This is a genomic window from Gluconacetobacter azotocaptans, assembly GCF_014174355.1.
GTDB classification, from domain to species: domain Bacteria; phylum Pseudomonadota; class Alphaproteobacteria; order Acetobacterales; family Acetobacteraceae; genus Gluconacetobacter; species Gluconacetobacter azotocaptans.
Genome location: NZ_JABEQF010000006.1, coordinates 1 through 24,800, shown reverse-complemented (window position 1 = coordinate 24,800; position 24,800 = coordinate 1). Strand labels below are relative to the sequence as shown.

The window sequence follows — 24,800 nt, the reverse complement described above, 5'->3', positions numbered from 1 at the left end:
CCTGTAGTCCCTACAGGGTCAAGACACCGATGCGACAGACCTTCTCGATCGGCGAACTGGGGCGCAGGGCCGGCACCAAAGTCGAAACCATCCGGTATTACGAGCGATCCGGCCTGTTGCCCCCACCACCCCGCAGTTCGGGAAACTACCGCGTCTATGACCAGGAGCACCTGCGCCGGCTGAGCTTTATCCGTCGGGCCCGGAAACTGGGTTTTTCGCTTGAACAGGTGCGCGCCCTGCTGGATATGGCCCGGCACGGGGATCGGCCCTGCGACCGGATCGATGCTGTTGTCCAGGAGCATGTTGCCGAGATCGAACGCAAGATCCGCGACCTGCAATGCCTGCGCCATGAACTGAGCACCCTGCTGGGGCAGTGCGGACGCCGCAAGGTTGAGGAATGCAGGATCGTCGAGGCCCTGGGACCGGCCCCGTCCGGGTGAAGGAAGGCCGGGGCCACCACAAGGTCCCAATCCATTGTATTCACTTTATTTTATGAAGCCTTAGGTTCCAGAAGGCGTGGCCCTTTGGTGGGTCAAGGGCAACGCCCCTGCCTTCGTGCCCATCCCGCGGCGTGCCCTGAACCGCCTCGACCCGCCACGCAGAGGCGATCCGCGCGGGCCGACCTTGACCCACCGGTCAGTATCCTAAAAGAACATATTTCCCCCCGGTGCTCCCGGGAATGTGAAAGGGCCTTCATTCCGGCCGGCGTGGCAGGATGCGGCGAAGCGGCGAGGCGTGGAACATCGGATGACTGGGATCCTGGGGTATGTCGTCCTGAAACATGACCTGGTTGGAACGGGTCTGTCGGTTCTGCTCTGCCTGCTCAGCAGCTACGGAACCATGACCCTGCTGGACCGCGCGCGGCACGGCGCGGAGGGCGACCGGAGGCTCTGGATCGGGGGGGCGGGCGCTGCCGGAGGGTTCGGCATCTGGGCCACCCACTTCATCGCCATGCTGGCCTATCGGCCGGGCATCGCGCTGTGGTTCCGGCCCGCGCCGACCGTGCTGTCGCTGCTGATCGCGATCCTGGCGACCGCCGTCGCCATCGGCCTGGCCGCGGGCCACGGCATCGCGCGGCCCGCGCGGCGGGCGGCCAGCGTGGGTGCGGCGGTCATTTTCGGGCTGGGTGTCGCCGCCATGCATTTCATCGGCATGTCGGCGGTGCGGATGCCGGGGCATATGCTCTGGAACGGCGGCCTGGCGGCCCTGTCGGTGGCAATCGGCATCGCGCTGTCCCTCGCGGCCTTTCTGTCGGCGCGGCGGCACGGCGGCACGCCGTTGCGCCGCCTGGTCCCGGCCGCATTGCTGGCGCTGTCCATCGCCGGCCTGCATTTCACCGCCATGGCCGCCGTGACGATGCGGCATGTCTCCATGGCGACGGCGGCCTGGCGGATGCAGGGGCCGGCGCTGTCGTCGGCCGTGCTGATCGCGCTGATCGGCATCGTGGCCGTCGCGCTGATCTCCATCGGGCTGGCCGCGGCCTTCTTCGCCCTGCGCGCCGAGCGGGCGGTCCACAAGAGCGACCTGGCGTTCCGCCTGCTGGTCGAAGGCGTGCGGGACCATGCAATCTACATGCTCGACCCGCAGGGGCACATCAGCACCTGGAATGCCGGCGCCGAACGCCTGAAGGGCTATACGTCCGCCGAGGCGCTGGGACGGTATTTCGGCGAACATTATTCCGAGCCCGAGCGCCAGGCCGGCGAACCCCAGCGCGTGCTGGCCGAGGCCGCCATGGGCACCGTGGTGCGGGAAGCCTGGCACTATCGCAAGGACGGCACGCCCTTCTGGGCCTCGGCCACGATCGAGCCGCTGCGGGACGCCGAGGACGGGCTGATCGGCTTCGCCCATGTCACCCGCGACCGCACCAAGCAGAAGGAGGACGGCGACCGCATCGCCCGGATCACGCGCAACCTGGATGTCGCGCTGGAAAACATGTCGCAGGGCCTGTGCCTGTTCGGGGCGGACGGGCGGCTGATCCTGGCGAACGGACGCTGTGCCGAACTGTTCGGCCTCGCCGTGCAGGACATCCGGCCCGGCATGGAATATCGCGCGTTCCTGACCTGCGTCTATGCGACGCTGGGGTTGACCGGCGAGGCGCTGCGGCGGCGCGTGGACGAGGCGTGCGACCTGCAGATGGCCGTGATCCGGCAGGGGCAGGACGGGCAGTTCCTGCTGCGCCTGCGCGACGAGCGGGCGGTGCAGGTGGCGGTATGCACGACGGCCGACGGCGGGTGGGTCGAAACCTACGAGGACATCACCCAGCGGCTGGAGGCCGAGGCGCGCATCGCCTATCTGGCCCATCACGACGGGCTGACGGGCCTGGCCAACCGGGCGCAGTTCAACGACATGCTGCGGCGCGACCTGATGCTGGCCGAACGGGTCGGGCAGCGCCTGGCGGTGATCTGCATCGACCTGGACAAGTTCAAGGCCATCAACGACCAGCACGGCCACGCGGCGGGCGACCAGGTGCTGAAGGTCCTGGCCGAGCGCATCCGCGAAACCAAGGCGGAAGACGAACTGGTGGCGCGCCTGGGCGGCGACGAATTCGCGGCGGCCAAGCGGTTTTACGACATCGCCGAACTGGACGCCTTCATCGGGCGGCTGGAGGCCTGCCTGTCGCAGCCCATCGTGCTGGACGGTTTCGAACTGCGCCCCGACGCCAGCTTCGGCGTGTCGCTGTTTCCGCAGGACGCCGACACGGTCGATGCGCTGATGGTCAATGCCGACCTTGCGATGTACCGGGCCAAGGCGGCCCTGCGCGAGAGGATCTGCTTCTACCAGGCCGAAATGGACGAGGCCGCGCGCAGCCGCCGCAGCCTGGCCGCCGCCTTGTGGGAGGCGCTGGACCGCGAGCAGTTCCATCTGAATTTCCAGGTGCAGAAAAAGGTCTCGAACGGCGACATCAGCGGATTCGAGGTCCTGCTGCGCTGGCGCCACCCCGAATGGGGCATGGTCCCGCCGATGGATTTCATCCCCCTGGCCGAGGAATGCGGCGCCATCCTTCCCATCGGCGAATGGGTGCTGCGCGCGGCCTGCCGCACGGCGGCCGGCTGGCCGCACCCCTACAAGATCGCCGTCAACCTGTCGGCGGTGCAGCTGGGCGACGACGGCCTGGCCGACCTGGTGGGCAACATCCTGACCGAAACGGGCCTAGAGCCGCACCGGCTGGAACTGGAGATGACCGAAACCTCGATCGTCGTGGACAAGGTGCGCTCGCTGCGCACCCTGCGGCGGATCAAGGCCATGGGCGTGTCGATCGCGATCGACGATTTCGGGGTGGGCTACTCCTCGCTCGAAACGCTGCGGACCTTCCCGTTCGACAAGATCAAGCTCGACCGCAGCTTCATGAACGAAATCGAGCACTCGCCGGAATCCAAGGCCATCCTGCGCGCCATCCTCGCCCTGGGCCGCAGCCTGAACATCCCCGTGCTGGCCGAAGGCGTGGAAACACGCTTCCAGCTCGACATCCTGAACGTCGAAGGCTGCACCGAAGCCCAGGGCTATTTCCTGGGCCGCCCCGGCCCCCTCGCCCCGGACGTGGTGACGGCACCCGCCGACGCCTGAACAACCGGCCGGCGGCAAGCGTCAGGGCGCGCCAAAGGGCCGCGTCCTTTGGAAACCCGGTCGTTCAGGCACGATCCGGGTCGGCGGGTGAGCGCCTGTCCGGTTCAGGCGCTCGCCCTGCACTGCGGGCTACAGCATCGGACATGCGCGACGAGGCGATGCGCCACGCTTGTCAATGTATCGCCGGACACCACTGCCCCCTTTCCCGGCTATATCCGGGAAGGCGTATGCACGGTACGGTCGTTGGTCACATTGCCCGTATTGAGGGTCGTGTTCGGCTCCAGCAGGACGACATGGCATTCGTCGCCCAGGGCCTCGGGACAATGCTCCACGCCGTGCGGCACGATGATGAATTCGCCGGCTTCGATGTCGACGTCCCTCTCCCGGAAGTGCATGCGCAATGTCCCGGAGACGACCAGGAACAGTTCGTCCTCATGTTCATGGTGGTGCCAGTCGAACGACCCCTTGAATTTCGCCAGCTTGATCTGGGACGTGTTGATGTCGCCGGCCACACGGGGACTCCAGTAATCGGAAAATGTCGCAAACGCCTGCGACAGATTTACTTTTTCCATTGGCTTCTTCTCCATCAGAACCGACGCAGGACAGTCTGGACGCAGGCGATCTGCCGCGACAGATCAGGCGGGGCCGGAAACGCGCCGTCGAGAACCGCCGTGCCGACCGTAAAACCGGCGGCACCTGCCGACGCGGCGGCCCGGATCCGCTCCGCCCGATCGAGCGACCCCGCGACAATGACGGGCTTGTCCGCCACGGCGGCGCAGACCCGTCGCATCAGAGTCGGCACGTCTCCCGCGAACCGATAGGCCAGCAGATCCAGCCCGTGCACCCCCGGCCGGGAGACGAGATCGACGGCGCTCCGCACGATCTCGACTTCGGTCCCTTCGAGAATGCTGGGATGTCCGCTGATCCGGCCGGGAAAGGGGTAATAGCGGATCGCAGTACCTTCCAGCAGCCGCAGCGCATCGTCGACATGGGTGCCGCCCAGCAGATAATCGACGCCCAGATCGATCCCGGCCTGCACGGAGCGAAGCTCGCTCTCGCGATCGAGCGAGACGACTTCGAGATATGTCTGTGCCCCTGCCTGCCGGATGGCGCCTGCCAGCGTCTGGAGTGCCGCAAACGGCAGGCCGATATCCTTGAACCCGATATGGCGGACGCCCGCGGCACGGGCGGTTTCGACCAGATCGGCCGCATTCTCCACCGTCCGGTCATGGCGGGTCAGCATGAAGATGAAATCGGGTCGGATCATGCAGCGGCTCCGGTGAGGCGAAGGGCGTAATCGAATGCCGTCTCCAGGCTCGACGAATCGGCGACGCCATATCCCGCGATATCGAAGGCCGTGCCGTGGTCGGGACTGGTGCGCACGAAGGGCAGGCCCAGCGTGATGTTCACGCCCTGCGCCAGGCCCATATATTTCAACGGAATCAGCCCCTGGTCGTGGTATTGCGCGACGACGACATCGAAGCGCTTCTGCCGCGCCTGCATGAATACCGTATCGCCGGGCCAGGGGCCGGACGCATCGATGCCCTCGCTCCGCGCCTGTGCGATGGCGGGCACGATGATGCGGGCTTCCTCGTCGCCGAACAGTCCGCCTTCCCCGGCATGGGGATTGAGGCCCGCCACGGCGACGCGCGGGCGTTCGATGCCCAGCGCCCGCGCCCCCGCGTGGGCCAGGCGGATCGCCACCATCTGCGCGGGATGATCGGCGCGCCGGATTGCGTCCCTGAGCGAACAATGGATGGTCACCAGCACGACGTGGATATCCTCATTCGCCAGCATCATGGCGACATCCACGCCGCCGGCCTGTTCGGCGAGGATTTCCGTATGGCCCGGATAATGCAGTCCGGCAGCGGCGAGCGCTTCCTTGTGGATCGGCGCGGTGACCATGCCCCGGATCGCGCCACCCCTGGCCAACCGGATGGCGGTGAGGATTGCCGCATAGGCGGCGCGGCCACTTTCGGCGCTGACCCGGCCCACGGGCGGCAGGGCCACGCATTCCGATGACGCCAGCACATTCAGCACCCCGTCATCGAACCGGGCTTCGGCCGGCGTCGCGATCCGGCGCACCCGCGCCACCGGATCGCGCGCGGCCAGGGCATGGCCCATCACCAGCGCATCACCGACGACAATCCAGCGCCGTTGCGCCGGCCGCCGCAGGAACATCCGGGCCACGATCTCCGGCCCGATCCCGGCGGGGTCGCCCATCGTGACGGCCAGCGGCAGGGTGTGGCAGGAGGACGCTTCGCTCATGATGGTGAGAATAACGGAACGGTGCCGAGTGAAAATCGATATGAACTGACCCATTCCGGTGATAAAAACTGACCAATGAAGCGATCCGACATTCCGTCGCTCGACGATTTGCGCGCCTTCGCGGCGGTGGTCCGCCTGGGCTCGGTGCGGGCGGCCGCCACGGAACTGGCCCTGACGCACGGCGCGGTCAGCCGCCGGGCGTCCAAGCTGGCCGCCGAATTGAACCTGACATTGCTGGAACCGGACGGGCGCGGCGTGCGGCCGACCCGGGACGGCGCGCGTCTTGCCCGCGCGGCAAGCGATGCGCTGAACGGGATCGCGGCGGCTCTGGCCGAGATCAGGTCGTCCGCCGCCGCGCCGCCGATCGTACTGTCCTGCGAGCGATCGCTGGCCATGCGCTGGCTGATCCCGCGACTGTCAGACTTCCAGGACCGCCATCCCGGCATCGACGTGCATCTCTCGACCGGCGGCGGGGCGCTGGATTTCGCGCGGGAACGCATCACGCTGGCAATCCGGCGCCTCGACTTTCCGCTCGATCCGGACTGGACCGTCACCACGCTCGTGCCGGAGGCGGTCGGACCGGTGATGCGGCCTGACATGGCGGAGCGGTTCAGGGCCGGGGACTATCTGGCGCTGGGATCGCGGACCCGGCCCGAGGCATGGAGGAACTGGCTGGCCTCCCGGCCCGACATTCCGGCGCCCCGCGATACGCGCCTGTTCGACCATCATTTCATGATGCTGGAAGCAGCCGCCGGCGGCCTGGGCGTCGCCCTGTCGCCCCGGATCATCGCGGCGGACGAGGTAAGGAACGGACGGCTTCTGGCACCGGTCGGCTTCGATGCGGACGGGACATCCTACGGATTGATCAGGCCCAGAGGGATGGAAATGACGGACAATCTCAGGGCCCTGGAAAAATGGATCGCGCAACAAGCGGGATAACTCTTGGCAGACGTAGCCTCGTTGCATCCGAACGTCTGGTCTGCGGGGAGAGCGGGATGTCGGCTTCTGATTGTAGCGGTTAGAAAAGCCGTCATTCGTGCTACCGGCGTTCATGCCTATTATGCGGTCACTTTTGTGTCGATCGTCAACTTATCTCCCGCTCCCGAAGCCCGCCATTTGTTTTGGTTTCCATCGTGGCGCAGCAACGGATAACGCTGACGGTCGGCCCTTGATAAAAAAGGGACAGCCGAAGATCGCGGGGTTGCGACCGCAGCCCCAGTTCGCCATGCTATCAGCCTTCAGAACGTGGGATGGACGATGTCGACCGCAATATACGCCTTTTACAATAACAAGGGCGGAGTGGGCAAAACTACTCTGTGCCAGAATGCGGCTTGCCTATATGCTGAGCAGAACCCAGACAAGCTAATATTGGTGATTGATCTCTGTCCTCAAGCCAACATCTCGCAGTTCTTCTTAGGCGGTGGAAAGAAGGGATATGCTGAGAACCAACGACTCCAGTCGCAGGCCACGCGTAGAAACATTGTGGGATTCATGGACTGGGTGTTGAGCGGCAACTCAGGCTTCACGAGCATTCCGTCCAGCTACATGACGCACGTTTCAAGGCATAACAAGGAAATCGCCGCTAATCTTTTCTTAATAGCTGGTGATTCCTTTCTTGAGTCCCTATCTCTGGCACTCAATTTTGCGACGATGAACCCTGGCAACATCAATGCTTGGGCGGAGTACGTCACCGCTATCCGGCGACTGTGCGAGGCTGAACTGGCGAGGACCGACTTTGAGGAGATGACCGTCTTTATTGACTGTAACCCAAGTTTTTCGGTTTACACTCAAATGGCGCTAGTCTCATCGGACCATATCGTTATACCCGTGATGGCGGATTATAGCTCACTGGAAGGGATAAAAGGCATTATGATGCTGCTCTACGGGAAATACCCGTCGTCAGCCGCCAAGAACTATGCAGACAAGGTATTGACCTTCAACAAGCAGATTCAAAACTTCAATTTGCCTTTGCCAAAAATATTCGAGCTACCCTTCAACAACTTTACAGCCAATATGGGCGTGGCTAATGCGTATGCGTCGATCAAGAACGAAATATCTCGCTTCGCGTGGCAACAATATCAAGCCGATCCGTCTGTTTTTGCACATCTCTCAAGCATTCCGACAAGCAATAAGGAGTGGGAAGATATATTTATGTCAAACGTGAAGGATTTTCATACCTCGGGAAAAGTATCGTCGAGCCTTGGCATCCCATTACACAAACTACCTAAGAAGACTAAATATACGATGCCAGACGGCACCGAAGTGAATATTCCAAAGGCTAATTACAAAGAGTCGTTGGATCACCTTGAGGATTTTGTATCAAAACTTTAACCCTTGGCATAATTTGGTCGCTTGGTCTCGCCGGCAACGGGATCAAGCGACGCTGGGGGCACTTTCCAGTTATTGTTGCCCCAAAAGCCCCGTGAGTAGTTATGGCCCTCCACTAGGGAGGGTGCCTTAGACCCACGTCCTCTGTTGGAACGCTGCGCACATCGACCGGACGATCGACATAAAGGCGAAAGCCGCCTGTCTTCTTCGTCTTCGATAAGAAGACAGGCGGTGGCAGACGGAAAATAAAAAAATCAGCGTTAATGGCGGGGGCATCAGAAGCAGAGAATACCTCTTGACCGTGCCATAATAAACTCTACTCTTTAGCTATCCACTTTGCCGTTATTATCAGCCTCTTCTTCCATCTGTCGTTCAATGGTGAAGCATTTTATCGCTTGATGACCGACATATTGTGTAAGGGCGTAGTTGAGGCCCGAACCAGCGACAACTCCGACGCCGAAAGGTATGCTTTTTTCAAGTGCTTTACGAGTAAAAGTAAGACCAAAGCGCTTGAATAATTCCTTTACAATCGTAAGCGTCGCACCTTTTAGATATTGCTTAAGCATCTTGACGCCAGCTTTCGACGCTATCGGAACACCGATGCCTACTCCCATTTTCTCTAACCCGCCGCTGACAGCAATAAGCGTAGTCATGTACATGGCGTCATGGTCGTTCAGGTCGTAACCAAAGTTTGTTGCCAACAGCATCGTCATGTCGATCTGTATCTTCATGCAAGCTGTTGTGTCTGCCATTCCCCCCCCAACCATAGCTGCGACCGTCCCAACGCCGGGGACAATACCAGGTAGCGCGGCTACGCCACCGCTGAGCGAAGCATACTTGGAATATTTGTCGACGATCTTATTGGAGATGATTTCTTCGATCTCCGTTTCACTCGCCTTTGGGTTCGTCTTGTGTGCAGCCTTCTGGTATTGAGCCACAATTTTTTTGGCTTTTTCTGGACTGATTGCAACCGCTTGGACAGCAGTCAGAAGCAAGGACCCCTGATCTCGGGAAGGCGCGTCGTTCAAGTCTAATCTCCAGTTCATGAAATACAATGAAACATAGTCCATCGAAATGCTTCTTGCTAGGCTTGTAATAAGGTGCAACGCAGAGACTGCCTATCTTTTTGGCTCGAACATAACAATTGAATGCCGTTGCCGAGGGCATCTGATACCCGACAGCGTAATTTCTACGCGTAATCCCGCTTTCAGGAGGATGGTAGGGTGAATGTACCGAAAATTAACGAAATACTCATGTCTGCTTTGCGTGCGTTCATGCAGTGCTTGTATGTCCCACATGAGGCGAGAGCCGACAGGCAGCAATGGCGGGAAAGCAGAATGTCCGCTTTTAGCGCTGCTCGCGTGTGAAGACAGACGCCACAACACCGCAACCAGCAGTCCGGAGCCCGAAGCCCGGAGCCCACGATGCGCCGACCCGACCGGTATGCGAGAGTGACTACGCTGCCGATCGCCGGAGGCATCGGCATCGGTGCGTCTTCTGCCGCCGATCATCGCGTCAGGCGAACGTGTCCTGATGTGCCGTAAGCACAAAGGCACCATGGCGCGCATACCGCCTGCGCCGATCGGCGGCACGTGCCGGAAGGCCCCGAGACGACGCGCGACATCATGCGCCTGTGGGCGCCTGACGTATCTCAAGGACCAAGGCCGGTCCGTCCCCGAAATCGCCTGGTCCGCCTGACCCGGGTCAGGCGCGGGAGGCCTTCATCCGGTTCGGCAAGGGTCGTTACCCCGCCGAAGGACCGGCAGGTCCCTCTTCTGTTCAAAGAGCGGGATTTCCGGAAAACCGATCTTCTTCCTACCCTCTGACGATGCGCGCCCGTCCGATCAGACACTTACACCGCCGTTTCGCGGTCCATCGCCTTTTGCAGCGGATAGAGGGCGAGTTTTTCGACCGTGGCGGCGGCGCCGCTGGCTTCCAGGCGCAGGAAATCGAGCGGGGCGACAGGGTAGATCAGGGCCGTGCCGACCGACAGGCCGCCATTGGCGAAGATTTCCAGCGTGCAGGCATCCAGCACGATCCGGACCTCGAAATGCCGGTCGTCCGGGTTCAGCACGGTCGAGAACTCGCCGGTGAAGAACGGCTGTTCGAAGCCCCTGAGGTCGTTGCGGTCGAGCCAGAGCTGGCCGGAAAACGCGTCGAACCCGATGGTGAGGGATTCGCCCTGCTCGTTGCCGAAGACGATGACGAAGCGGCCGGTGCGTCCCTTGTCGCCCAGCGGCAGGCCGTGCGGACGTTCGTCGACGGTGACGCTTATCGCCAGGTCCAGCGCCGTGCCGGGCGGCAGCGAGACCTGGGTGCTGGACCCGGCGGCCAGGCGCGTGGCCGGGAAGGGAATGGCCGGGCCGCGCAGGGCCTCCAGCCCGCGCGGGTTCTGCGCCAGGCGGATCCAGCCGGCGAAATCGCGCCGCAGGGTCATCGTCCGGGGCAGGGTCATCGTGCCGCGCCAGCTTTGCGTCGGCAGTTCCTGGCAATATTGCCAGTTGCCGAACCACGCGATCGACACCGCCTGGCCGTCCGTCATGCCGCTATAGACCTGCAGGGCGTAGGCGTCCTTGGCGAAGTCGGTCAGGCCGATCACCGTGTCGTCCGGACTGAAGCGCGTGCCGTCGAACGTGCCCACGAAATACTGGGTGATGCTGCCGCCGGTCGGGCCGCCCGGATTGACCGAAACGAACAGCACCCACCGCGTGCCGCCGCCCTCCAGCGGGATTTCGATCAGGTTCGGACATTCGTAATCGACGCCGAACAGGCCGGAAGGGCCGAAATCGCTGAGATGCACCCAATGGATCAGGTCGATGGAGGCGTAGAATGCGATCTGGTGCAGGCGTGATTTGGCGATGACCATGACCCACTGGTTCGTGGGTTTATGAAACAGCACCTGCGGGTCGCGAAAGGAATTGCTGCCGATATCCAGGATCGGATTATGGGCGTATTCGGTGAAGGTCTGGCCGTTGTCGCGGCTGGTGGCGAGGTACTGCGCCTGCCTTTGCGGGGTGGCGCGGGTATAGATCGCGACCATGCCGCCCCCGGTCCTGCCATCCTGGATCTTGCCGTCCGGGCCGGGGTCGAACAGGCCCGAGGCATTCGTCGTGTCCATGACCGCGCAGCCGGTATAGGCCTCGCCGTCCTTCGTTTCGGGAATGGCGATGGGCTGGTCCTGCCAGTGCAGCATGTCGGTGCTGGTCGCATGGCCCCAATGCACGCGCCCCGCATAGGGGGCGAACGGATCGTACTGGTAATACAGATGATAGCGCGTGCCGTCGAAGATCAGGCCGTTGGGATCGTTCATGAAGCCGCTGGTCGGCGAGAAATGGATCGTCGGGCGGTAGAAGATATCGCTTTGCGTCTTCACGACCGGACGCGAGACGACGCCCGGCTGGTCGGCAGGCGAGGGGTGCGAGGCATTGGGTTCGGCCTTGCGCAGCCGGTCCGGCGCCTGGGGCGGCGTGGGCGCGGCGGGGACCGATGGCGCAGACGTGTCGGCGCGCGCGCCGCTGCCCATTCCGGCGGCGCCCAGGGCCATGAGCGAGGAAAGCGCGCCGCGGCGGCTCAGGCGGGGGAATCGGTCGTCCGTCATGTCGTCCAGTGTAGAAAGCTCCGGCGGGTCGGGCCAGTCAGTCGCCGCAGCGGACGCTCCGGCCATGCTTGATGCCGGCGCGGTGGGCTTGCCGTCCAGGCGGGGCGGTGGGCGCTTGCGGACACGCCATCCCCGCAAGTCCGCCTCCGGTCAAAACCGTCGGCCCCCTCTCATGAGGCCCCCTCTCAGGAATCGCGCGGATGCGGCTGCGCTGCAGGCCATGCCTGCATCCCGATCCGCGCGATTTCCAGCAATCTCTCCCGCGACGCGCCGTCGCGGGCCTGCACCGCCATGCCGCGCAACAGCGAACCATAGAACGCCGCCAGCGCTTCGATATCGGTATCGGCAGGCAGGTCGCCCGCCGCCATGCCGCGACGCAGGCGGTCCACCATCGCGTCCTCGGACTGGGTGCGTTGGCTGGCCAGAAGATCGCGCAGGCGTGCCTGGGTCGGCGCACACTGGGTGGCCGCGACCGCGATCATGCACCCCGCCGGCAGGTCGTCGCGCGTGAACTCGGCCGCCGCCGCGGCCGTCAGATGCCCGAAGGTGGTCCGCGTGTCGGTCTCTTCGTTCAGGGCGGCAGAAAACCACCCTCCGGCGACCTTGATGTAGGCGTCGATCGCCTCCTGGTACAAAGCCTCCTTGCTGCCGAACGCATTGTAGAAGCTCGACGCACTGATCCCCATGGCCGCGATCAGGTCGTCGAAGCTGGTTCCGTCATACCCCCGGTCCCAGAACAGGCGCATGGCCGCGCGCAGGGCCTGCCCCCGGTCGAAGGATGGCGGTCGGCCCCGGCCTCGCCGCTCACCGTCGATTTTTTTTGGTGTCATCGCTCCATAAATCCTTGAACGCGAAATCACGCCCCTCATATGTCGCATGTTGGAGCGGCCGCTCCAAATTTTAAGTCATCCGTTTCCGCAACCCGGGCGCCAGGGCCGCGCTTCGCTCTCAGCCCGAGCAGACAGGGACATTACCAATGAGCAAGCTTTCCGGAAAAGTCGCGATCGTCACCGGCGCCTCCAAGGGCATCGGCGCGGGAATCGCCAAGGCGCTGGCGGCGGAAGGTGCCGCGGTCGTCGTCAATTACGCCTCCAGCAGATCGGGGGCCGATGCGGTGGTCACGGCCATCACGAATGCCGGCGGCCAGGCCGTGGCGGTTCAGGGCGACGTCTCGCGCAAGGCCGATGCCCAGGCCATCGTCGATGCCGCGATCAACCAGTTCGGCCGGCTGGATATCCTGGTCAATAACTCCGGCGTCTATGAATTCGCCTCGATCGAGGAGATCACCGAGGAGCATTTCCACCGGCAGTTCAACGTCAACGTGCTGGGCACGCTGCTGACGACCCAGGCGGCGGTCAGCCACCTGGGCGCGGGCGGCAGCATCATCAATATCAGTTCGGTCGTCTCGCGCATCACGCCGCCCAACTCGGCGGTCTATACCGGCACGAAGGGCGCGGTCGACGCCATCACCGGGTCGCTGGCGCGCGAACTCGGGCCGAAGCAGATCCGGGTGAACGCCATCAATCCCGGCCTGGTCGAAACCGAAGGCACCCAGAGCGCGCACGTCGTCGGCTCGGAGATGGAACAGGCCATCGTGGCCCAGACGCCGCTGGGCCGCACGGGCCAGGTGCAGGACATCGCGCCGCTTGCGGTTTTCCTGGCTTCCGATGACGCCCGGTGGCTGACCGGCGAAACGCTGATCGCCTCCGGCGGTCTGCGCTGAAATGCGGGAACGGGCCCGGCGTGATGGCGCCGGGCCTGGGGCCGGGACGTTAAGGATCGCGGGCGCACCACCGGTGCCCCCACCGTCCTTTGGACGCCCCGCACTTCAGGAAACGAACGGGATGCAAGGGCCAGGGCCCTTGCCGGGTTCGGGCAGGGCCCGACCTGTGCGCAACCCGCCTTCCAGATAATCCGCATTCGCCGCCACCAGCGCGTCCCAGTCCTCGCCACCCGGTGCCCTTCCGCCGGCGGGCATCAGTTGGCGCCAGGCCAGGCCGTGCACCTCCATCAGGCGCGACCGCAGCCAGCGCCAGGTGCAGCGTTGCGTCGTGCCCCAGGTCAGCAGCGTGACCAGCGCATCCTCCGCCACGCCGTCATAGGCCCAGGCCAGCAGGCAATGCCCGCCCCACGACCCCGGCGTCTGGTCGCCCGGCGTGGTGGTGTCCCACACGCCGTCCTGCTGGTCGGCGCGCGCCAGCCGCACGCCCAGATACGCCGCCCCCATCCCGGCCATGATGTTGCGCAGGCCGTTCAGGTCGTCGGGGTCGGCGCTGCCCCACAGGGGGAACAGCGTCTGGCCGGCCAGCGCGTAGCCGTCGCGCGCGGCGTGGGTCAGCACGTCCACCTCCACCCCGCCCCGGTCGGTCGCCGGGTCACCGGGCACATAGCCGGTCGAGGCCGCGTAGAACGCCTCGGCCTGCCCCGTGCCCACCGCCACCTGATACCCGGCCAGCGCCGCCGTCGCGCGGATATGGTTGCCGATGCCGGCCGAGGTGCAGTCGCCCAGCACGTCGTTGCCCAGCATCAGCGGCGCGGGGTCGATGTCCGCCCGCGCCAGCCGGCCCGGCGCGCGGCGCGCCATCATCGCCAGGCCGGACAGGCCCGGCTGCCCCGGCCGGGTTTCCGCCGGACGGCAGCCCAGTTTCCCCCATGTGCGTGAAACCATCGTGGCCTGTCCCCTTCACGTCGACGCGACGACCCCAACACCTGCCGCCATCCGGCGTTGGCACATCACCGGACAGGAGGTCCCGCCATGCGCCGTCTCCCCATTCTCGTGCTCGCCTGCGCCGCAGCCGTGCCGGCCCTGATGCCGCCGGCCGGATGGGCGCAGAAAAACCCTTCCCCCTCCTCGATGGATTCCGAACAGGGGCATTTTCCCAAACCGTCGGACAAGCCGTCCACGGACTACGACAATGCCCCCTATCTCCGGAAACATCAGGACCAGGCGCCCAAGTCCAAGAACTATCCCACACCCCATGCCCTGAAACCGGCCGAGGAAAACCCGAAGCCGCCCGGCATGGACAAGCCCCGGCCCGATCAGATGCCCAAGCCCGGACAGGGGCCGCATTCCTGACCGCGACGACGGGGCGGGCGGGCGCCCTTACACGCCGCGATACAGCGCCGCCCGCACCGCCGACGGCGTGTCCGGCGTCACCGACACGCTTGCCGGCGTCAGCCCCACGGCCTGCAACAGCAGCGGAATGATCTGCCCGGCCGTCTGGATATAGGCCCCCACCCCGGGCGCGAAGGCCGACACGATCGGCGTCGCGATGGTCAGGATCGTCTGGAATTCCGACGCCAGCGCCGACGCCCAGCCCTTGCCGGTGTCGATGTCGATCGCACCCCCCGATGCCGCATCGATCTGCGCCGAGATGTCCTTGATCCGGCCCAGCGCGGCATTGACCCGCGCCACCTGATCGGGGCTGAGATGCGACGACAGGCCCGGAATGGCCTCGATCGCCTCGGCCGCGAACGCGATCGCGCCGGCATCGGCGTTCAGTTCGGCGGTGTCGATCGCGGTCGTGCCGCCGACGGTGGTGCAGGCGGACAGCGACAGGCCCAGGCCCGCCAGCAGCGCCATGCCCGCCATCGGCGTCCCCGAGGACCCCGATCCACCCTTCCCTGGCCGCGCCAGGTTCGTGACATTGCGGAAATTCTGCGCCGCGATATTCAGCAGCGCATAGACGCGCCCGTACGCCGACGCCGCGCGGGCCGGCACCGGCAGCCACGGCATCACGGCCGCGCACACGCCGCACACGGCGGCCACGTCGATCAGGTACCGCACCGGCACGATCGCCAGAAGCGTGGGGAAAAGGGTCGCCGGGTCCATGGCGGACCTCCTTATGCTGCAATCGCGCGCCGGAACGCCGCGATGTTGGTGGTGGGGTCCGCCGCGCCGCGCACGGTGTTGTAGACACGCTTGTGCAGCGCGCTCAGGCCGGCGGCATCATTCGCGGCCGGCAGCGCATCGGGCGCGCGGTAGTATTTCAGCCGCGCCATGGCGCAGGCGTAGCGCAGGTTGCCGACAAGCTGCTGCACACGCGGCAGGTCGGAACCGGTCATGCGCCGCACGCGGGTTTCGATCTCGCCGAACCGGTCGTCGGACAGGAAGCTGCGCCAGATATCGTCATGGGTCGCGGGTTCCATCTGCCACACGCCCAGCGCCGGGCCGCCGCCAAGCTGCGCCAGCCAGACCCCGCCGCTTTCGACCAGTGCCGTGCCCGTCAGCAGATTGACCGCCGCATCCCCGCCCAGCCCCAGTGTCGCCAGCGTGGGGGCGACGACGCGCCATTTCAGTTGGGCCAGGTCGATGCCGGACATCAGCGTCCCCCCAGCCGCAGCACATGGCCGATCCAGTCGACGAACGGCTGGAACCCCAGCAGCGCCGACACGACGCCGCCGATGCCGATGCCCATGTTGCGAATCACCTTGATGCCGCCGGCAATCTGCTCGCTCTGGCGGATCAGCGTCCGCTGCGCCTCGTTCAGCGGGGCCGTCGTCTCGGCGATGGTCGCGCGCATCTCGCTCCGCAGCCCGGCGATGGCCTGCTGCGTCTGCTGCGAATCGCGGTCGGCGCGCCGGTCCTGATGTTCGCCGCGCGTGCGCCCCTCGGCCGAGATCTCGGCCAGCTTGACCATCAGCCCCTGCTGCCCGGCCTCCAGCCGGCCGATCCGCAGGCCGTGGTCGCGCAGCGCCTCGGACGCCTCGACGGGGTCCAGCATCGCCGATTGGGGCATCGCCGGTTGGGGCGTCACCGGTTCGGGCATCGCGGGGCGGGGCGCATCGTCATCCCGCGGCCGGGCGACGGCGCTCATCCGCCCACACCGGTATAGATGATCCGGTTCAGCATCATCGCCGGCGGAATGTTCTGGCCGGTACCGCTGCCGGCGCTGTCGATGGTCAGGCCGGTGGCGGCGCTGGCGAGGGCGATCCCTGTCGTGCCCGATGCCGTCTGCGCGGTCGCCTTTTCCTCGACGTCGCCGCCCCCGGCGAAAACCGCGTCCATTTCGCCGCCCGATCCCTGCGGCACGACGAAGCCGGATCCGTGGTTCGGCCTATGGACGTGCCCGGGGTCGGTGACGGCGTGCGTGTGTCCGGAATCCGTGACGCCGTGCGTGTGCGATGCACTCATCTGGCTGCCGCCCACGGCGCCAAGCTGCACCCCGTTCAGCCCCGACCCGGCGGAGGTGACCAGATTGGCCGCGGCCCCCCCCATGTTGTCGACGCCGAACGTCGCCCGGCCGCGCAGGTCCGGCAGGCCGAACGTCGTCGCCCCGTCGCCCGCGCCGAAAACCGTGCCCAGCACGGCGAACAGCGCGGCATAGGTCGTGCGGCTGACAGTCTGGCCGTAGCACAGCACCCACCCCGGCGGCGCGGTGGCCCCGGCGAAATCCATCACCGCCCCGACCGGCACCGCGCCCATGCCGCCCGTGCCGGCGCCCACCGGGTCCATCGCCCAGACCTGGTTGCCGCCGGCATCGTCCAGCACCACGGCATAGGCCGGAAAGCCGACCAGGAAGATGGCGCCGAACTGCCCGGCCTCGTCCGCGACGACGGGGTTGGGATTGGGGATGGTCAGGCTCGCGTCGGCATAGGTCGCCTGCGGCGTCGTCGTGCCGGTCTGGTAGAAAAACAGCCGTGCGCCCGCGCGCGGCACGCCCGCGGCATCCACGCTGAAACTGTTGGGCCAGATGAAACGAGCGGCTGAACCAGACATGCACCATACCCCGACCGCGCCCCGCGCGGGGGCGACTGGATAAGCGGGCGGTGCCTGTGCCCTGATGCCGCATCCTAGCCGCGGAAACGGCGAACGGGCAACCGTGCAATATGAAATACCGGAAATATACGCAGTCCGTCGCGACTTTTCCCGTCGCATCTCCCCCGCTCCCGGCCCGCCCGTCATGCAGGAGGGGGGACTCCGCCCTGCGCGCAGGGGTCTTTGCCCCCGGGCGGAAAGGGGGGAGGCTGGCCCCGCCAACAGCCGAGGTCATCCGATGCCACAGCGTTCCGTCCTGTCCCGCGCCCTTCTCGCCGCCGCCCTGGCCGCCACCCCGGCCGTCGCCCTGGCCGCCCCCCAGACGGCCCCCCAGGCCACCGTGCCCCAGACCCACGTCGCACGACCGGGCCAGACCGCGATCGAGCACGATTTCGGAAGATTGTCGCGCGACGGGCTGCGGGCCTTTGCCGATATCGACCTGGCGCGCCAGGCCCTGGCGCAGGGCGACAAGGGCGCGGCCGGCACGTTCCTGGCCGACGCCAACACCGCCCTGGCCCGTGCGCAAACCGACAATCACGCCTTCACCCGCGCCGAGGCCGCCCTGGCCCCGCCGGCCCACGCGCCGCAGGGCACGCACGGCAAGGCCCCCGACCCGGCAGCGACCGCGCCGGCCGTCACCTGGATTCCGGTCGATGCGGAATATGTGGTCTCGGCCGATCCGGCCACCGCCCCCGCCGACAAGGCCCAGGCCGCGAAAACCGCCAGCCAGCACATGAAGAAAGGCGAATCCGCCGCTGCGGCGCAGACCCTGAAGGGCGCGGATGTCGACGTCGATTTCGTCATGATCGTCGCACCGCTGCAAAGCGTGACGGCGGACGTCTATCGGGCTTCGAACCTGGTGCGCGGCACCGACATGGCGGGCGCCGACCAGGCCCTGCAGGACGCCCAGAACGCCGCCCGCTTCGTCGCCGACGACATGGTGTTCGCTCCCACGGGCCCGAAATCCTCTTAAGCCGCGAAGGAAGATCGGGCTTCGCCCGAACCCACCCGTTATCCGGGATCGGGGAGCCTGAGGCCCTGGACCCCGATCATGGATCAAACGACCGGGTTTCCAAAGGGCTCGGCCCTTTGGCGGGTTTCAGGGCAGAGCCCTGAGGCACGCCGCGCAAGAGCCCGTCAGGTTGCGGGAATTTTTTCCCGGTCGTGATTTCCGGAAAAGATCCGCCCGCCCGACAGCCAGGCGTCGGGCGCGGTCGGCGTCTCCAGAAGCACACGCGCCGCCGCATCCAGAAAGACCGGCCCCGGGTCCAGGCCAAGGTCGGCCTCGATGCCTTCGATGCGTTTTTCCAGCGAAAAGAGAAAAATCATCAACTGGTGCGCCGCATGCGCCTCGTCGCCCTGGTACCCAAGGTTTTTTTCGCAGTAATCGCCCTGTTTGCAAAGGTCCAGGTCCAGGCTGTAATAGCCGCGGCAGACCATGGGGCGGCTGTGATATATCGAACAGACGCCATCGAACAGAAACGGGCAGAAGGGCGTGCCTGACGCCAGCCGGTCCTTCAGCGCCTGGAACCGGTCCCGCGAAAATGTCCGGCGCGCCTCGGCAACAGCCAGAACGGCAAAAACCGGATTGACCTGTATCAGGCTCCGGCAGCAGGTATCGCATCCCGCGCGGCAGGCCAGTGGCTTGACCGGGCCGATCCGCAGCAGTTCATCGGCCACGTCATCGCAAAGAGCCAGCAGGGTACGCGCCAGCCGGCTCACGTCGGTCCCGTCCGTGGCGGCAGCCAGATCGTGCCTGAACGCCGCATCCGCCTGAGTCATTTTTTCCCGCATGTACGCAAGCGGCGAGGCGGGGCGAGAGGCGGAAGTGCGATTGTCCATTACCAATTCTGATCTGTCTTTCCATCACGTCCGATGAACATGTGCCGGAGGAAGGCGTTTCCATTTTATTCCGATACCAACCCGAATTTTCCGGGTCCCGGAGATAAAACGCCGAATGAGGCCGGGCAACAGTGTACAAGCCATGGCCATGACAGGCAATGCCCCCCGATCCGCGACGGGTTTGCAGCCCTACATCGTCATGCCCATGCCGGCGAACGGGTTCTGGTAGCTGCTGTCCCCGCCCGCCGCGCCCAGCAGCGACCCCAGCACCCCGGACGACCCGCCGCCGGCCAGCAGCGCCAGCGCGTTTCCCAGCCCGCCCTGCAACGCGCCGGTCGCGCCCAGCGTGCCTTGCGCCGTCGCATTCCCCGCCCCCGACAGGGCGTTCAGCACGTCGCCGGCCGCCTGGTTGCCCTGGCTGCCGACGGTCCCGGCCGCCGAACTGCCCATGCCCGCCAGGCCGGACAGCCCGCTCATGTAGTTGCCGAACTGCGTCCCCGCGTAATTCTGCGCGTATTTCTGCAAGGCGTTCATCTGGCCGCCCGACAGCGCCAGCCCCTTCGCCGCGGCCGACTGGTCCAGCCCCTGTTCGCCCTGCTGCAACGGGAACTGGTAATAGGGCGTCCGGGTGAACTGGTTGTAGGCATCCAGCGCGCCCGACCCCTGGCCGGAAGACCCACCCGGCAGCCCCATCAGGCTGGCCAGGCTGTACAGCGCATTCGTCCCCGCCGAGACATAGGGCGACAAATCCTGCCGGGTCTGGTCATAGACCCCCTGCTGGAACTGGTTGGCCGCGTTGAACTCCGACGCCCGCTGGCGGGCGGCGGTCGATGCCGCGTCCGCCCCCGTGAGACCACTTGCGATCGAACCCAGCGCGCCCAGCCCGCCCGTGATTGCCGTCACCATCAGCCGATCCACTTCCCGAATTGACGTTCCATTTCCACCCAGCCCAATCGCTGGAAAATCCGCCCGACATCCAGCGGCCGGCCGCACGGCGCGGCATGGATCTTCGTGCCGGTGATCAGCCGCCGCACCCCGCGCGCCGCCAGCGTGCGCTCGGCCTCGCGGAACAGCCGCAGGCCGGCGGTCCATCTGCGGTCGGCCGGTCGGACGTAATACAAATCGAAAAACGCATGCAGCGTGCTGCGATGATGCAGATGCGGCCAGACCATCGCGACCAGGTACCCCGCCAGCCGGTCGCCGTCGCGCATGGTCACGACATGCAGCGCGCCCGCCGCCTCCAGCGCCGCATAGGCGGCCAGATCCATGTCCAGCGGAACACGCGCCTGATCGGCCGCAACCTCGTGGAAATGCGCCGCCCACAGCGGCCGCATGTCCGCCAGCGCCGCCGACCAGGGTTCGACCCGATAGACGATCACGAGGTGGTCACCTGCAGCCCGCCGGCCGAAATCGTCAGCGCGGCCCCCGCCGTCGCCACCGCCGCGATCGCATCCCCCGGCCCCAGCACCTTGCCGATCTCGTTCGGGCTGTTCCAGCTCTGCCCGGGCAGGATGGTCTGGTTGAACGTCGTGGCGTTCGCAGGCCCCGCATCGGCCCCCGCCGGAACCAGACAGATCGTGACCTGGACGGCAACGGCCGCGACATTGCACACGCCCAGCGCGTCGATGCGCGTCAACACCCCGCCGGGCGAAGTATAGATCGCCGTCGTGGACGCGGGGACGGGCTGCGCGGGAAGGATGGAAACCGGCTGAACGGACATGGCACCTGCAATCGCATACGCGCCCCCTGTGGAGGCGTCGGAGAGCGGGCGGTGCCTGTGCCCGGATGCGACGTTTGTACCCCACCGGCGGATGGCCGCGCAAGCGCGTAAAACGGGCCCGATGTCCACGCCGCCTCGCCCTTTTCATTCCGGCGTGATAGTCACGATGCGTCAATATCACGAGGCCAGCCGTGCGACGATCGTTTCTCGACGCCACCGGGGCACGTTCCGACGGCATGGCGACGGACGGGCCCGATATCGTCCCCCGTTTCCTGGATTTCTGCCGCACCTATCCCGCTGTCGGCTTCTGCCTCATCCCCACGGCCGCCACGGGGGCACTGCTCGCCGCCACGCGGACCCGCCTGCTGATCGAGCCACCCCTGCTGCGCGGGGCCGGCATGATCTGCATTCTTCTTGCGGTACACCTCGTCTATACGGCGGCACGGCCGCCGCTACGCCTCGCCGCGATCGCCGGCTGGATGTCGTCTATGGCATGACCGTGCCATCCATGCTGGCGTCGGCGCTTTTTCTGGGATGCGCGAACCGGATGCCCCGACTGTGGCGCTTCTGCTTCATCTACATCATGTCGGCCCTGACATGCATTGTCGTGTCCGCCTTCATCCCCGCGATCGGCGCGATGATCAATTATGCGACACTGCAGAAGATCCTGGCGTCGCTGCCGCCCGGCGCGGGCCGTTACCATCAGCAGGTCTTCGGCCTCTACCACGCGCGATCGACCGATACGATCGACGTGCGTCACCTCCAGGGCGTCGTCACCTTTCCCTCGTTCCACGCCGTGATGGCCTTCCTGGCGCCGTTCGCCGCATGGGAATCCGCCGCGCTGCTGGCGGCGGCCTGCGTCTGGTGTGCCGCGGTCCTTCTCTCGGCGATCCCGGTCGGTGGCCATTACGCCGTCGATCTGATCGCCGGCGCCGCCGTCTTCGCCGTCTTCGCCTGGCTTTCCCGGCCCCGACATCTCACGGAACGAGAGCCTGTTTGAAGATGTGGGCTGGCGAGCGAGAGCGGAACGCAGCGAAGCGCCCGGCGTGTGTTTTCGAGCCCCGAAGCGGAACGCAGAAAATGCGCGTCGGATCGCCGCCAGCGCGCATTTTCAAACCGGCGCCGAGATGGATTTCCTGCGCGGTTGCGCCGCCGGCCGTCTGCGGATATGAGAGCCTCGCTCTTGGGGAGTAGCTACCCGCCACGCGCGGGGCCGTCGTCAACATCCTCGGAAGGCTCGGCAGAGCAATCCGTGGCGATGGCAGCAGGTTTCGACCTGCCCGGCAAGACCAGCGATGCCCGCCTCCTTCGCGGCCGGAGGTGGATTGCATCGTTCGTTGACGGCCCTGGGACATGTTCGAAATGACAGGTGTCATCACGCTCGGCGCACTTGGCGCCGGCCTGTCCGTGGACGCGTTTGCCGCGGCTGTCGGCAAAGGTGCCGCCACCCGGCGCAGCGCATGGATCCACGCGCTGCGCGTCGGGGCCGTGTTCGGCGTCTTCGAAGCCATAACGCCGGCAATCGGCTGGAGCATCGGCCTGGCGCTCAGCAACCGGATCGCCGCCGTCGATCACTGGATCGCGTTCTTCCTTCTGCTGGGCGTCGGCGTTCACATGATCCATGCCGCCATGACGAACGAAGCGTCGCAGGATGCTTCGCCCGACAAAACCCACACGCCGCTCCGGCTGGCCGCGACCGCCCTGGCCACCAGCATCGATGCGACCGCCGTCGGCGTCAGCCTTGCGGTCATGCAGGTCAACATCGTTACCGCCTGCCTGGTCATCGGCGGCGTGACGACCGTCGTCGCCACGCTCGGGGTCATGCTGGGCCGGCACGCCAGCGCCTATATCGGCCGCTATGCCGAAATACTGGGCGGCGTCGCGCTGATCGTCGTCGGCGCATCCATCCTGTACCAGCATCTCACCGCCTAGCGGCACGCCGCGGCACCCGAGGGACGGCATCGGGTCGGCCGCCCATCGCCCCCTCACCGCACGGGGCTGATCGCCACCGTGCCGATGATGGTCGTGGCCGATGGCGAAAAGCCGGCGGCGATGGTCGTCCCGCCCCGGGGCAGCGGGCCGGCCGTAAACGACGTCACGAAGCGGTTCCCGCCATTGGCCGACCCCGTGGCCCACGCCGTCTGGCCCGGCGTCGCGCCGGTCAGGGTGACGGCCGGCTGCGCGGCGGCGCCCTCGGCCAACGCCATTCCCACCATCAGCGTCCCGTCGTCGGGAAAGCCGGAGCTGGCGCCGACCGGCGTGCTGCCGCCGGCATAATCGGCCCCCTTCTGCACCGATATGATATTTCCCGCCCCCACCCCCGAAAGTTCGAACAGGCACCCCACCCACCCGGTCTGCTGGGTCGAAAGCTGGATCGACGCGGTATCGCCGGGCAGCACGAAACGGTACAGCACCATCAGCCCGTCGGCGGTCTCGGTGGGGTCGAACCACAGCGTGGTCCATCCCGCGACGATCGAGGGCGAGATATTCCACTTCGTTCCCACGAACAGCAGCATGTTCCCCGCCGTCGGCGCGTTCGGCAGCGGAACGACCAGCGCCCCCCGGTCATCGCCACCACCTGGCTCTGCACGATGGCCGGCACCGCGCCCGGCAGGCCGGCGGTAAACGGCTGGATCAGCCCCGTCACCTGCGCCGGCGTCAGGGCCGCGGCAACGGCGGCACCGCCGCTGACATTGCCCAGCACCGTCCCGTTCGCCAGCACCGGCACCCCGCCCGACGTGCCGCAGGAAAACGCCCCCGTCGCGGGCACGTAGTTCAGATGGTTGCCGCCGGCATCGGGGCAGGACGGCAGTTCGCCATGCCCCACCGGCCCCGCGACCTGCGCGCGGGCGGGGGCGGCCAGCGCCAGCGCGCCGACCAGGGTCAGCAAAATCGTCTTCATTCGGAATACCATTGCGTTGCACTGTTCTGCCAGAACGTCGCGGCGCCGCCGGCCAGGATCGTGAACGGCGCATCCGCCGCCATCGCGTCGATCCCCCCGCCCGGGGGCGGATAGACCAGCAGCGCGGCCGCGCCGCGATTCAGCACCTTCCGCCAGGTGCCCACCGCCCCCGCCGTCAGGATGGCGCCGCCGCCGGCCGCCACGGTGGTGAACAGGCTGACGTTCGCCACCAGCGCCGTGGCCGCCCCCTGCGTGGCGCCCGCCGCCCCCAGCCCGCCGGCGAAGCTCTGCCCGGACGGCGCCCAGGCCTGCCACGCCCCGTCCCAGGCATAGACCTGCCCGATATCGGTGGCGTAGTAGAACCCCAGGCAGCCGCCGGGAATATTCGGCGCCGCCGGCCGGGCGGCGGCGGCGCCATAGCCGAAATAATCGGTGATCAGCGTGCTGTGTCCCATCAGATCGGCACCCCGATTGTCTGCCCCGTCGGATCGGACAGGATGCCGATCGGGGATGTGTCGCCATTGACCAGCGGCAGCACGCCGCCCGCCCTGTTGTCGCCGCCGCCCCCGGCCGCCCAGCCGTCCGCGGTGCCGGCGCCCGACGGCTTGGACCACAGCGCCCCGCCCGCGCCGCCGTCGCGTTGCAGGTAGACGTCGCCCACCCACCCCACGACCCGCCCGTCCGGCGGGCCGAACCCGTCGATCACCCGCGCGCCATGATGCAGCACCACGACACCGCGCGGCCCACCGGGCGGCGGTGGCGGGTCCGCCCGCGCCGGCGGGGGCGACGGCGGCACGGCGGCCAGCATCGCCAGCTTCCG

28 protein-coding genes and 1 pseudogene are annotated in these 24,800 nt (G+C 66.3%); 10 read left to right on the top strand and 19 right to left on the bottom strand.

Going from position 1 to position 24,800, the window contains the following annotated elements:
• The first annotated feature begins 29 nt into the window (after positions 1–29).
• Positions 30–440 carry a MerR family transcriptional regulator gene (locus HLH34_RS09525; RefSeq protein WP_183119361.1) on the top strand — a complete coding sequence of 137 codons (411 nt, stop codon included), beginning with the start codon at positions 30–32 and terminating at the stop codon, positions 438–440.
• A gap of 307 nt (positions 441–747) precedes the next feature.
• A complete protein-coding gene (locus HLH34_RS09520) occupies positions 748–3,564 on the top strand; it encodes a bifunctional diguanylate cyclase/phosphodiesterase (protein WP_183119360.1) in 2,817 nt (938 codons plus the stop codon).
• 209 nt (positions 3,565–3,773) lie between these two features.
• Here HLH34_RS09520 and HLH34_RS09515 read toward each other — a convergent pair whose 3' ends face one another.
• Genes HLH34_RS09515 through pdxA form a run of 3 tightly spaced genes read right to left on the bottom strand, consistent with a single transcriptional unit; the run spans position 3,774 to position 5,832 of the window.
• Complete coding sequence (locus HLH34_RS09515) at positions 3,774–4,136, bottom strand: cupin domain-containing protein (protein WP_183119359.1); 363 nt, start codon at positions 4,134–4,136, stop codon at positions 3,774–3,776.
• Between the two features lie 14 nt (positions 4,137–4,150).
• Positions 4,151–4,831 carry a vWA domain-containing protein gene (locus HLH34_RS09510; protein WP_183119358.1) on the bottom strand — a complete coding sequence of 227 codons (681 nt, stop codon included), beginning with the start codon at positions 4,829–4,831 and terminating at the stop codon, positions 4,151–4,153.
• Positions 4,828–5,832 (bottom strand): 4-hydroxythreonine-4-phosphate dehydrogenase PdxA, encoded by a 1,005-nt coding sequence (gene pdxA / locus HLH34_RS09505; protein WP_183119357.1) that lies wholly within the window; start codon positions 5,830–5,832, stop codon positions 4,828–4,830. The genes HLH34_RS09510 and pdxA overlap by 4 nt, the downstream gene beginning before the upstream one ends.
• A gap of 75 nt (positions 5,833–5,907) precedes the next feature.
• Between pdxA and HLH34_RS09500 the strand changes: the two genes are divergently transcribed.
• Both HLH34_RS09500 and HLH34_RS09495 read left to right on the top strand, forming a co-directional pair.
• Entirely contained in the window at positions 5,908–6,771 is an 864-nt protein-coding gene (locus tag HLH34_RS09500) for a LysR substrate-binding domain-containing protein (RefSeq protein WP_183119356.1), read from the top strand.
• Between the two features lie 318 nt (positions 6,772–7,089).
• Positions 7,090–8,163, top strand: coding sequence for a ParA family protein (locus tag HLH34_RS09495; RefSeq protein WP_183119355.1), 1,074 nt, complete (start codon positions 7,090–7,092; stop codon positions 8,161–8,163).
• Positions 8,164–8,483: 320 nt separating this feature from the next.
• Here the strand turns inward: HLH34_RS09495 and HLH34_RS09490 are convergent, their stop codons facing one another.
• From HLH34_RS09490 to HLH34_RS09480, 3 genes are all read right to left on the bottom strand, one after another.
• On the bottom strand, positions 8,484–9,230 hold the full coding sequence (locus tag HLH34_RS09490) for an EcsC family protein (RefSeq protein ID WP_244959817.1): 747 nt from the start codon (positions 9,228–9,230) through the stop codon (positions 8,484–8,486).
• A 782-nt stretch (positions 9,231–10,012) separates the two neighbouring features.
• Positions 10,013–11,758, bottom strand: a complete 1,746-nt coding sequence (locus tag HLH34_RS09485; RefSeq protein WP_183119603.1) for a glycoside hydrolase family 32 protein — start codon at positions 11,756–11,758, stop codon at positions 10,013–10,015.
• Between the two features lie 185 nt (positions 11,759–11,943).
• Positions 11,944–12,588: a TetR/AcrR family transcriptional regulator gene (locus tag HLH34_RS09480; RefSeq protein WP_244959815.1), complete on the bottom strand. Its 645-nt coding sequence runs from the start codon at positions 12,586–12,588 to the stop codon at positions 11,944–11,946.
• A 146-nt stretch (positions 12,589–12,734) separates the two neighbouring features.
• On the opposite strand from HLH34_RS09480, the gene HLH34_RS09475 reads away from it, so the two are divergent.
• Positions 12,735–13,481: a glucose 1-dehydrogenase gene (locus tag HLH34_RS09475; RefSeq protein ID WP_183119354.1), complete on the top strand. Its 747-nt coding sequence runs from the start codon at positions 12,735–12,737 to the stop codon at positions 13,479–13,481.
• 105 nt (positions 13,482–13,586) lie between these two features.
• Here HLH34_RS09475 and HLH34_RS09470 read toward each other — a convergent pair whose 3' ends face one another.
• On the bottom strand, positions 13,587–14,426 hold the full coding sequence (locus HLH34_RS09470; RefSeq protein WP_244959814.1) for a hypothetical protein: 840 nt from the start codon (positions 14,424–14,426) through the stop codon (positions 13,587–13,589).
• A gap of 87 nt (positions 14,427–14,513) precedes the next feature.
• Between HLH34_RS09470 and HLH34_RS09465 the strand changes: the two genes are divergently transcribed.
• On the top strand, positions 14,514–14,834 hold the full coding sequence (locus HLH34_RS09465; RefSeq protein ID WP_183119353.1) for a hypothetical protein: 321 nt from the start codon (positions 14,514–14,516) through the stop codon (positions 14,832–14,834).
• Between the two features lie 27 nt (positions 14,835–14,861).
• On the opposite strand, the gene HLH34_RS09460 is transcribed toward HLH34_RS09465, so the two are convergent.
• The 4 genes from HLH34_RS09460 to HLH34_RS09445 are packed head-to-tail and all read right to left on the bottom strand — an operon-like array spanning position 14,862 to position 17,477.
• Positions 14,862–15,590 carry a hypothetical protein gene (locus tag HLH34_RS09460; protein WP_183119352.1) on the bottom strand — a complete coding sequence of 243 codons (729 nt, stop codon included), beginning with the start codon at positions 15,588–15,590 and terminating at the stop codon, positions 14,862–14,864.
• Between the two features lie 11 nt (positions 15,591–15,601).
• Positions 15,602–16,081, bottom strand: a complete 480-nt coding sequence (locus HLH34_RS09455; protein WP_183119351.1) for a hypothetical protein — start codon at positions 16,079–16,081, stop codon at positions 15,602–15,604.
• Entirely contained in the window at positions 16,081–16,575 is a 495-nt protein-coding gene (locus tag HLH34_RS09450) for a hypothetical protein (RefSeq protein ID WP_244959812.1), read from the bottom strand. Before HLH34_RS09450 ends, HLH34_RS09455 begins: the two co-directional genes overlap by 1 nt.
• The gene (locus HLH34_RS09445) at positions 16,572–17,477 is read right to left on the bottom strand and encodes a phage tail protein (RefSeq protein WP_183119350.1); all 906 of its coding nucleotides are present in this window, start codon (positions 17,475–17,477) and stop codon (positions 16,572–16,574) included. Before HLH34_RS09445 ends, HLH34_RS09450 begins: the two co-directional genes overlap by 4 nt.
• A 277-nt stretch (positions 17,478–17,754) precedes the next feature.
• Here HLH34_RS09445 and HLH34_RS09440 point away from each other — a divergent pair, with 277 nt between their 5' ends.
• A complete protein-coding gene (locus tag HLH34_RS09440; RefSeq protein WP_183119349.1) occupies positions 17,755–18,489 on the top strand; it encodes a YfdX family protein in 735 nt (244 codons plus the stop codon).
• Between the two features lie 164 nt (positions 18,490–18,653).
• On the opposite strand, the gene HLH34_RS09435 is transcribed toward HLH34_RS09440, so the two are convergent.
• From HLH34_RS09435 to HLH34_RS09420, 4 genes are all read right to left on the bottom strand, one after another.
• Entirely contained in the window at positions 18,654–19,298 is a 645-nt protein-coding gene (locus tag HLH34_RS09435; protein ID WP_244959811.1) for a YkgJ family cysteine cluster protein, read from the bottom strand.
• Positions 19,299–19,547: 249 nt separating this feature from the next.
• Positions 19,548–20,264 carry a hypothetical protein gene (locus HLH34_RS09430; protein ID WP_220792112.1) on the bottom strand — a complete coding sequence of 239 codons (717 nt, stop codon included), beginning with the start codon at positions 20,262–20,264 and terminating at the stop codon, positions 19,548–19,550.
• The gene (locus HLH34_RS09425) at positions 20,264–20,737 is read right to left on the bottom strand and encodes a GNAT family N-acetyltransferase (protein ID WP_183119347.1); all 474 of its coding nucleotides are present in this window, start codon (positions 20,735–20,737) and stop codon (positions 20,264–20,266) included. The genes HLH34_RS09430 and HLH34_RS09425 overlap by 1 nt, the downstream gene beginning before the upstream one ends.
• Positions 20,734–21,078: a hypothetical protein gene (locus tag HLH34_RS09420; RefSeq protein ID WP_183119346.1), complete on the bottom strand. Its 345-nt coding sequence runs from the start codon at positions 21,076–21,078 to the stop codon at positions 20,734–20,736. Before HLH34_RS09420 ends, HLH34_RS09425 begins: the two co-directional genes overlap by 4 nt.
• A gap of 191 nt (positions 21,079–21,269) precedes the next feature.
• Here HLH34_RS09420 and HLH34_RS19390 point away from each other — a divergent pair, with 191 nt between their 5' ends.
• From HLH34_RS19390 to HLH34_RS09410, 3 genes are all read left to right on the top strand, one after another.
• Positions 21,270–21,575, top strand: coding sequence for a hypothetical protein (locus HLH34_RS19390; protein WP_244959810.1), 306 nt, complete (start codon positions 21,270–21,272; stop codon positions 21,573–21,575).
• Positions 21,572–22,078, top strand: a complete 507-nt coding sequence (locus HLH34_RS19385) for a phosphatase PAP2 family protein (protein ID WP_244959809.1) — start codon at positions 21,572–21,574, stop codon at positions 22,076–22,078. Before HLH34_RS19390 ends, HLH34_RS19385 begins: the two co-directional genes overlap by 4 nt.
• A gap of 362 nt (positions 22,079–22,440) precedes the next feature.
• Positions 22,441–23,010, top strand: coding sequence for a manganese efflux pump MntP (locus HLH34_RS09410; RefSeq protein WP_183119599.1), 570 nt, complete (start codon positions 22,441–22,443; stop codon positions 23,008–23,010).
• Between the two features lie 53 nt (positions 23,011–23,063).
• Here HLH34_RS09410 and HLH34_RS19380 read toward each other — a convergent pair whose 3' ends face one another.
• The 4 genes and pseudogenes from HLH34_RS19380 to HLH34_RS09395 all read right to left on the bottom strand — a co-directional run.
• Entirely contained in the window at positions 23,064–23,594 is a 531-nt protein-coding gene (locus HLH34_RS19380) for a hypothetical protein (RefSeq protein WP_244959808.1), read from the bottom strand.
• Positions 23,495–23,980, bottom strand: coding sequence for a hypothetical protein (locus HLH34_RS19375; protein WP_244959807.1), 486 nt, complete (start codon positions 23,978–23,980; stop codon positions 23,495–23,497). Before HLH34_RS19375 ends, HLH34_RS19380 begins: the two co-directional genes overlap by 100 nt.
• Positions 23,977–24,435: a hypothetical protein gene (locus tag HLH34_RS09400; protein ID WP_183119344.1), complete on the bottom strand. Its 459-nt coding sequence runs from the start codon at positions 24,433–24,435 to the stop codon at positions 23,977–23,979. The genes HLH34_RS19375 and HLH34_RS09400 overlap by 4 nt, the downstream gene beginning before the upstream one ends.
• Positions 24,435–24,800 (bottom strand): annotated as a pseudogene (locus HLH34_RS09395) (hypothetical protein); the annotation flags it as partial. The gene HLH34_RS09400 and the pseudogene HLH34_RS09395, both read right to left, overlap by 1 nt.

Bases quoted from the DNA above. Each gene is read 5' to 3' on its own strand.
- HLH34_RS09525 (WP_183119361.1), top strand. From the start codon at position 30: ATGCGACAGACCTTCTCGATCGGCGAACTGGGGCGCAGGGCCGGCACC.
- HLH34_RS09520 (WP_183119360.1), top strand. From the start codon at position 748: ATGACTGGGATCCTGGGGTATGTCGTCCTGAAACATGACCTGGTTGGA.
- HLH34_RS09515 (WP_183119359.1), bottom strand. From the start codon at position 4,136: ATGGAAAAAGTAAATCTGTCGCAGGCGTTTGCGACATTTTCCGATTAC.
- HLH34_RS09510 (WP_183119358.1), bottom strand. From the start codon at position 4,831: ATGATCCGACCCGATTTCATCTTCATGCTGACCCGCCATGACCGGACG.
- pdxA (WP_183119357.1), bottom strand. From the start codon at position 5,832: ATGAGCGAAGCGTCCTCCTGCCACACCCTGCCGCTGGCCGTCACGATG.
- HLH34_RS09500 (WP_183119356.1), top strand. From the start codon at position 5,908: ATGAAGCGATCCGACATTCCGTCGCTCGACGATTTGCGCGCCTTCGCG.
- HLH34_RS09495 (WP_183119355.1), top strand. From the start codon at position 7,090: ATGTCGACCGCAATATACGCCTTTTACAATAACAAGGGCGGAGTGGGC.
- HLH34_RS09490 (WP_244959817.1), bottom strand. From the start codon at position 9,230: ATGGACTATGTTTCATTGTATTTCATGAACTGGAGATTAGACTTGAAC.
- HLH34_RS09485 (WP_183119603.1), bottom strand. From the start codon at position 11,758: ATGACGGACGACCGATTCCCCCGCCTGAGCCGCCGCGGCGCGCTTTCC.
- HLH34_RS09480 (WP_244959815.1), bottom strand. From the start codon at position 12,588: ATGACACCAAAAAAAATCGACGGTGAGCGGCGAGGCCGGGGCCGACCG.
- HLH34_RS09475 (WP_183119354.1), top strand. From the start codon at position 12,735: ATGAGCAAGCTTTCCGGAAAAGTCGCGATCGTCACCGGCGCCTCCAAG.
- HLH34_RS09470 (WP_244959814.1), bottom strand. From the start codon at position 14,426: ATGGTTTCACGCACATGGGGGAAACTGGGCTGCCGTCCGGCGGAAACC.
- HLH34_RS09465 (WP_183119353.1), top strand. From the start codon at position 14,514: ATGCGCCGTCTCCCCATTCTCGTGCTCGCCTGCGCCGCAGCCGTGCCG.
- HLH34_RS09460 (WP_183119352.1), bottom strand. From the start codon at position 15,590: ATGGACCCGGCGACCCTTTTCCCCACGCTTCTGGCGATCGTGCCGGTG.
- HLH34_RS09455 (WP_183119351.1), bottom strand. From the start codon at position 16,081: ATGTCCGGCATCGACCTGGCCCAACTGAAATGGCGCGTCGTCGCCCCC.
- HLH34_RS09450 (WP_244959812.1), bottom strand. From the start codon at position 16,575: ATGAGCGCCGTCGCCCGGCCGCGGGATGACGATGCGCCCCGCCCCGCG.
- HLH34_RS09445 (WP_183119350.1), bottom strand. From the start codon at position 17,477: ATGTCTGGTTCAGCCGCTCGTTTCATCTGGCCCAACAGTTTCAGCGTG.
- HLH34_RS09440 (WP_183119349.1), top strand. From the start codon at position 17,755: ATGCCACAGCGTTCCGTCCTGTCCCGCGCCCTTCTCGCCGCCGCCCTG.
- HLH34_RS09435 (WP_244959811.1), bottom strand. From the start codon at position 19,298: ATGACTCAGGCGGATGCGGCGTTCAGGCACGATCTGGCTGCCGCCACG.
- HLH34_RS09430 (WP_220792112.1), bottom strand. From the start codon at position 20,264: ATGGTGACGGCAATCACGGGCGGGCTGGGCGCGCTGGGTTCGATCGCA.
- HLH34_RS09420 (WP_183119346.1), bottom strand. From the start codon at position 21,078: ATGTCCGTTCAGCCGGTTTCCATCCTTCCCGCGCAGCCCGTCCCCGCG.
- HLH34_RS19385 (WP_244959809.1), top strand. From the start codon at position 21,572: ATGACCGTGCCATCCATGCTGGCGTCGGCGCTTTTTCTGGGATGCGCG.
- HLH34_RS09410 (WP_183119599.1), top strand. From the start codon at position 22,441: ATGACAGGTGTCATCACGCTCGGCGCACTTGGCGCCGGCCTGTCCGTG.
- HLH34_RS19380 (WP_244959808.1), bottom strand. From the start codon at position 23,594: ATGCTGCTGTTCGTGGGAACGAAGTGGAATATCTCGCCCTCGATCGTC.
- HLH34_RS19375 (WP_244959807.1), bottom strand. From the start codon at position 23,980: ATGAAGACGATTTTGCTGACCCTGGTCGGCGCGCTGGCGCTGGCCGCC.
- HLH34_RS09400 (WP_183119344.1), bottom strand. From the start codon at position 24,435: ATGGGACACAGCACGCTGATCACCGATTATTTCGGCTATGGCGCCGCC.